We start from the raw sequence: 5,152 nt of genomic DNA, 5'->3' as shown, positions 1-5,152 counted from the left end.
TCCAGGCGAACCGCACCACTCTCGCCGTCGACGCTCAGGCCAGCGAAGCCCGGCGAGGGTGCCGCGGCCGTCGCCCCGGCAGGCTCGCCGCGCCGCACCAGCGCGCGGATGCGCGCCTCCAGCTCGTCGAGGTCGAAGGGCTTGGGCAGGTAGTCGTCTGCGCCGCTGTTCAGGCCGAGGATGCGGTCGCCCACCGTGCCTCGCGCGGTCAGGATCAGCACCGGCGTGCGCAGTCCCTCGGCCCGTGCCCGCGTCAGCACCTGCAGGCCGTCGAGGCCGGGCAGGCTGAGGTCGAGCAGCACCACGTCGGGCACGCTGGCGCGCCAGCGGTCGAGGGCGCGCGCGCCGTCGGTGCAGGGCACGACGGTGATGCCGCGGCGCTCGAAAGAGCGCTGCAGCGTGGTCTGCATGGCGGGGTTGTCTTCGATCAGCAGCAGCTTCATTCGCGTGCCAGTCTGGCCCACGGATCGGGCATGGATTCTCGCTGAGCTCTCGGGGCTTTCCCTAGGCGATCGGACAGCCGACTGACAGCTTTTGCGCCGAACATCACCGCACACTTCTTCCAACCACCGCAAGGGGACAAGACATGCGTCGCGACACCTTCCTCCGCTCGCTGGCCGCCCTGGCCGCTGCCGGCGCACTGCCGCTCTCGGCACGCGCCAGCGCCAACCTGAAGATGATGATCCCGGCCAACCCCGGCGGCGGCTGGGACTCCACCGGCCGCGCGCTCGGCAAGGCGCTGCAGGACGCCGGTGTTGCCTCGTCGGTCAGCTTCGACAACAAGGGCGGCGCCGCCGGCGCCATCGGCCTGGCGCAGTTCGTCAACGCCAGCAAGGGCGACCCGAACGCGCTGATGGTGATGGGCGCGGTGATGCTCGGCGGCATCATCACCGGCAAGCCGCCGGTGAGCCTGACACAGGCCACGCCGCTGGCGCGCCTGACCAGCGAATACAACGTCTTCGTGCTGCCGGCCAGTTCACCGCTGAAGACGATGAAGGACGTCATCGATCAGCTCAAGAAGGACCCGGGCAGCGTCAAGTGGGGCGGTGGCTCGCGCGGCTCCACCGAGCATATCGCCGCGGCGATGATCGCCCGCGAGGTCGGTGTCGACCCGGCGAAGATCAACTACGTCGCCTTCCGTGGGGGCGGCGAGGCGGTGGCCGCCATCCTCGGCGGCAACGTGACGATCGGCGGCAGCGGCTACAGCGAGTTCGCCGAGTACATCAAGGCCGGCAAGATGCGCGCGATCGGCGTGACCAGCGAGAAGCGCCTGCCCGGCATCGAGGTGCCGACGCTGAAGGAGCAGGGTGTCAACGTGGTGCTCGGCAACTGGCGCGGCGTGTACGGCGCGCCCGGCATCACGCCCGAGCAGCGCAAGGCGTTGACGGACATGGTGGTCAAGGCCACCAAGTCCAAGGCCTGGGCCGAGTCGCTCGCGAAGAACGCCTGGACGCCGGCGGTGATGGCCGGTGCCGAGTTCGAGAAGTTCGTCGACGACGAGTTCGCTGCTTTGCGCGCGATCATGGTGAAGTCGGGAATGGTCTGATGAACCGGCGCCACGTCGCGGTCGGCGCCGGCACGCTGGCGCTGGGGGCGCTGATCGTCGCGGGCGCCACGACGATCCGCTCCGACGCCGGCTACGGCGGTGTCGGGCCCAACTTCCTGCCCTGGGTGGTCGGGCTGGCGCTGCTGGCCTGCGGCGCCTTCCTCGTCTGGGAGGCCGTGACCGGCGGCTTCCGGCTGATGGAGCAGCCCTCCGGCGACGAGCACGGCCACTGGCCCGGCTTCATCTGGGTGTCGATCGGCATCCTGTGCACCGCGGCGCTGATCACGCGCATCGGCTTCGTGCTGAGTTGTGCGCTGTGCTTCGTGCTCGCGGTGCGCGGCTTCAAGTCGGCCGAAGGCCGGCTCGACCTCTCGCCCAAGGCGTGGATCGTCGACCTGGCGGTCGGCATGGCCATTGCTGCGCCGGTCTACTGGATGTTCGGCAAGCTGCTCGCGATCAGCCTGCCCGGCCTCACCGACACGGGCTGGATCTGAGCCATGGACCTCTGGAACAACCTGCTGCAGGGTTTCGTCACCGCTGGCACGCCGATCAACCTGCTGTGGGCGCTGCTCGGTTGCACCATCGGCACGGCGGTGGGGGTGCTGCCCGGCATCGGCCCGGCCACCGCGGTGGCGATGCTGCTGCCGATCACGCTGAAGGTCGACCCGACCGCCTCGATGATCTTCTTCGCCGGCATCTACTACGGTGCGATGTACGGCGGCTCGACCACCTCCATCCTGCTGAACACGCCGGGCGAGGCCGGCTCCATGGTCACCGCCATGGAAGGCAACAAGATGGCCAAGAACGGCCGCGCCGGCGCGGCGCTGGCCACCGCGGCGATCGGCTCCTTCGTCGCCGGGACCATCGCCACCGTGGGCGTCACGCTGTTCGCGCCACTGGTCGCCGAGCACGCCGTCAAGCTCGGGCCGCCGGAGTATTTCCTGCTGATGGTGCTGGCCTTCTGCACGGTGTCCGCGGTGCTCGGCAAGAGCACGCTGCGCGGGCTGACCGCGCTGTTCGTCGGCCTGGCGATGGGCCTGGTCGGCCTCGACCAGATCTCGGCCCAGGCGCGCTACACCTTCGGGACGCCCGAGCTGATGGACGGCCTGGAGGTGGTGCTCATCGCCGTCGGCCTGTTCGCCGTCGCCGAGGCGCTCTACGCGGTGCTCTACGAGGGCCGCACCGTCGAGACGCAGAACAGGATGAGCAAGGTCCACATGACCGCCTCCGAGTGGAAGCGCTCCTGGCCGGCCTGGCTGCGCGCCACCTTTATCGGCTTCCCGTTCGGCACCGTGCCGGCCGGCGGCAGCGAGATCCCGACCTTCATCAGCTATGCCACCGAGAAGAAGCTCAGCAAGCACAAGGAGGAGTTCGGCACCACCGGCGCGATCGAAGGCGTGGCCGGGCCGGAGGCGGCCAACAACGCGGCCATCACCGCCACGCTGATCCCGCTGCTGACGCTGGGCATCCCGACCTCCAACACCACGGCGATCCTGCTCGGCGCGTTCCAGAACTACGGCATCAACCCGGGGCCGCAGCTGTTCGACAGCAATGCCGCGCTGGTGTGGGCGCTGATCGCCTCGCTGTACATCGGCAACGTGATGCTGCTGGTGCTCAACCTGCCGCTGGTGGGCCTGTGGGTGAAGCTGCTGAAGATCCCCAAGCCGCCGCTGTACGCCGGCATCCTGATCTTCGCCACGGTGGGCGTGTACGGCATGCGCCAGTCGGCCTTCGACCTGGTGCTGCTCTACGCGATCGGCCTGCTCGGCGTGGTGATGCGGCGCTTCGACTTCCCGACCGCACCGGTGGTGGTGGGCATGATCCTCGGGCCGCTGGCCGAGGCGCAGATGCGCAACGCGCTGTCGATCGGCGAGGGCAGGTGGAGCGTGTTCCTCGAGCGGCCGGGTTCGCTGGTGCTGATCATCGTGATCCTGCTCGTGCTCGGCCTGCCGAGGCTGCTGCGCCTGCGGCGCAAGCTGCGCCGCGCGCCCTGATCCGCGTCGCGCGGTTCAGTCGGAGGCGCCGGCGGCCAGCGCGCGCTGGCGCTGCGCCTCCAGGGCCTTCGCATCGGCCGCCTTCACCGACCAGCCCTGCATGTGGCGGATCGCGATGTCGGCCAGCGCGGCAATCCACGCATGACTGTCGTTCAGGCAGGGGATGTACTGGAACGCCTTGCCGCCCGCCTCGAGGAAGGCTTCACGCGCCTCCTGGTCGATCTCTTCGAGCGTCTCGAGGCAGTCGGCGGTGAAGCCGGGACACATCAGGTCGACGCTGGCCACACCCTGCTTCGCCAGCTCGACCAGCGTCGGCTCGGTGTAGGGCTGCAGCCACTCGGCCTTGCCGAAACGGCTCTGGAAGGTGACGACGAGCTGTTCCTTCTGCAGCGTCAGGCGCTCGCCGAGCAGTCGCGCGGTCTTCAGGCATTCGCAGTGGTACGGATCGCCGAGCAGCAGGGTGCGCTTGGGAACGCCGTGGAAGCTCAGCACCAGCTTGTCGCCGCGGCCGTTGGTCTGCCAGTGCGCCAGCACACGCTGGGCCAGCGCCTCGATGTAGCCGGCGTCGTCGTGGTAGCGGTTGACGAAGCGGAACTCGGGCAGGCTGCGCACGCGGGCCGACCAGGCGCCGACCGCGTCCCAGGCACTGGCGGTGGTCGGGCCGGAGTACTGCGGGTACATCGGCAGCAGCAGGATGCGGGTGGCGCCGGCGGCCTTCAGCTCGTCGAGCACGCTGTCCACCGAGGGGTTGCCGTAGCGCATCGCGTGGCGCACCAGCACCGGGTGGCCGCGCTCGCCGAGGTAGCCGCGCAGCAGCGTGGCCTGCTTGCTGCTCCAGACCTGCAGCGGCGAGCCTTCGGGCATCCAGACGCTCTCGTACTTCTTCGCCGACTTCGCCGGCCGCACGCGCAGGATCACGCCGTGCAGGATCAGCCACCACAGCGCGCGCGGAATCTCGACCACCCGAGGGTCGCCGAGGAACTGCGCCAGGTAGCGGCGCAGCGCGGCGGGTGTCGGCGCGTCGGGCGTGCCGAGGTTGACCAGCAGCACGGCGGTCTGTTCGGGCGTGCCGTGGCGATGGGCAGGTTCGGTGGCGAAGCTCATGGGGGCGGCAGAGGGCGCGCGATTATCGTTGACGTGCGCGCATCAGGCCGCCGTGGTGTTGCGCAGCGCGTCCAGCGCCGCACTGACCTTGGGCAATTCGATCGGCTTGGTCCAGTAGCCGATGAAGCCGGACGCACGGGCGCGCTCCAGGTCCTCCGGCATCGCGTCGGCCGAGCACATGAAGGCCGGTGTCGTCGCCAGGCCGGGCAGCTCGCGCAGGCGGCCCAGCAGTTCGTGGCCGTGCATGTCCGGCAGGTTGGCGTCGAGCACCAGCACCTGCGGCGCCCAGTGCCGGGCGAGTTGCAGCGCCTCGGCGCCGTCCTCGGCGACCTGCAGTTCGATGCCGCCGAGCATGCGCATCGCTTCCTCGAAGAGCAGCGCGTTGATGCGGTTGTCCTCGACGTAGAGCAGGCGCAGCGGCGCGACGGCGGCCTGCTGCGGCTGTGCCGCCTCGCTCCCCGCCAGCGGTGGCGGCAGCGGCATCGGGCTGGTGGGCGCGTCCGCGGCC

General features: G+C 70.0%; 6 protein-coding genes. 3 read left to right on the top strand and 3 right to left on the bottom strand.

What is annotated here, in order from left to right:
* Nucleotides 1–443, bottom strand: a 443-nt coding sequence (locus AAG801_RS40270; RefSeq protein WP_341893481.1) for a response regulator, incomplete at its 3' end; no start/stop codon positions are given.
* Between the two features lie 143 nt (nucleotides 444–586).
* Here AAG801_RS40270 and AAG801_RS40265 point away from each other — a divergent pair.
* Genes AAG801_RS40265 through AAG801_RS40255 form a run of 3 tightly spaced genes read left to right on the top strand, consistent with a single transcriptional unit; the run spans nucleotide 587 to nucleotide 3,540 of the window.
* On the top strand, nucleotides 587–1,546 hold the full coding sequence (locus tag AAG801_RS40265; protein ID WP_341893480.1) for a tripartite tricarboxylate transporter substrate-binding protein: 960 nt from the start codon (nucleotides 587–589) through the stop codon (nucleotides 1,544–1,546).
* Entirely contained in the window at nucleotides 1,546–2,040 is a 495-nt protein-coding gene (locus AAG801_RS40260; RefSeq protein WP_341893479.1) for a tripartite tricarboxylate transporter TctB family protein, read from the top strand. Before AAG801_RS40265 ends, AAG801_RS40260 begins: the two co-directional genes overlap by 1 nt.
* 3 nt (nucleotides 2,041–2,043) lie before the next feature.
* Nucleotides 2,044–3,540: a tripartite tricarboxylate transporter permease gene (locus tag AAG801_RS40255; protein WP_341893478.1), complete on the top strand. Its 1,497-nt coding sequence runs from the start codon at nucleotides 2,044–2,046 to the stop codon at nucleotides 3,538–3,540.
* Between the two features lie 15 nt (nucleotides 3,541–3,555).
* Here the strand turns inward: AAG801_RS40255 and hemH are convergent, their stop codons facing one another.
* Together hemH and AAG801_RS40245 are read right to left on the bottom strand one after the other, a co-directional pair.
* Complete coding sequence (gene hemH, locus AAG801_RS40250; RefSeq protein ID WP_341893477.1) at nucleotides 3,556–4,644, bottom strand: ferrochelatase; 1,089 nt, start codon at nucleotides 4,642–4,644, stop codon at nucleotides 3,556–3,558.
* A 42-nt stretch (nucleotides 4,645–4,686) separates the two neighbouring features.
* A partial coding sequence (locus AAG801_RS40245; protein ID WP_341893476.1) for a response regulator occupies nucleotides 4,687–5,152 on the bottom strand: 466 nt, incomplete at its 5' end.

The sequence above is a fragment of the Variovorax sp. YR752 genome, assembly GCF_943372545.1.
Note: the sequence above shows the minus strand (reverse complement) of the source record. Positions and strands in the feature narration are given on the sequence as shown.

Excerpts from the sequence above, each read along its gene's own strand:
- AAG801_RS40265 (WP_341893480.1), top strand. The coding sequence starts at position 587 with ATGCGTCGCGACACCTTCCTCCGCTCGCTGGCCGCCCTGGCCGCTGCC.
- AAG801_RS40260 (WP_341893479.1), top strand. The coding sequence starts at position 1,546 with ATGAACCGGCGCCACGTCGCGGTCGGCGCCGGCACGCTGGCGCTGGGG.
- AAG801_RS40255 (WP_341893478.1), top strand. The coding sequence starts at position 2,044 with ATGGACCTCTGGAACAACCTGCTGCAGGGTTTCGTCACCGCTGGCACG.
- hemH (WP_341893477.1), bottom strand. The coding sequence starts at position 4,644 with ATGAGCTTCGCCACCGAACCTGCCCATCGCCACGGCACGCCCGAACAG.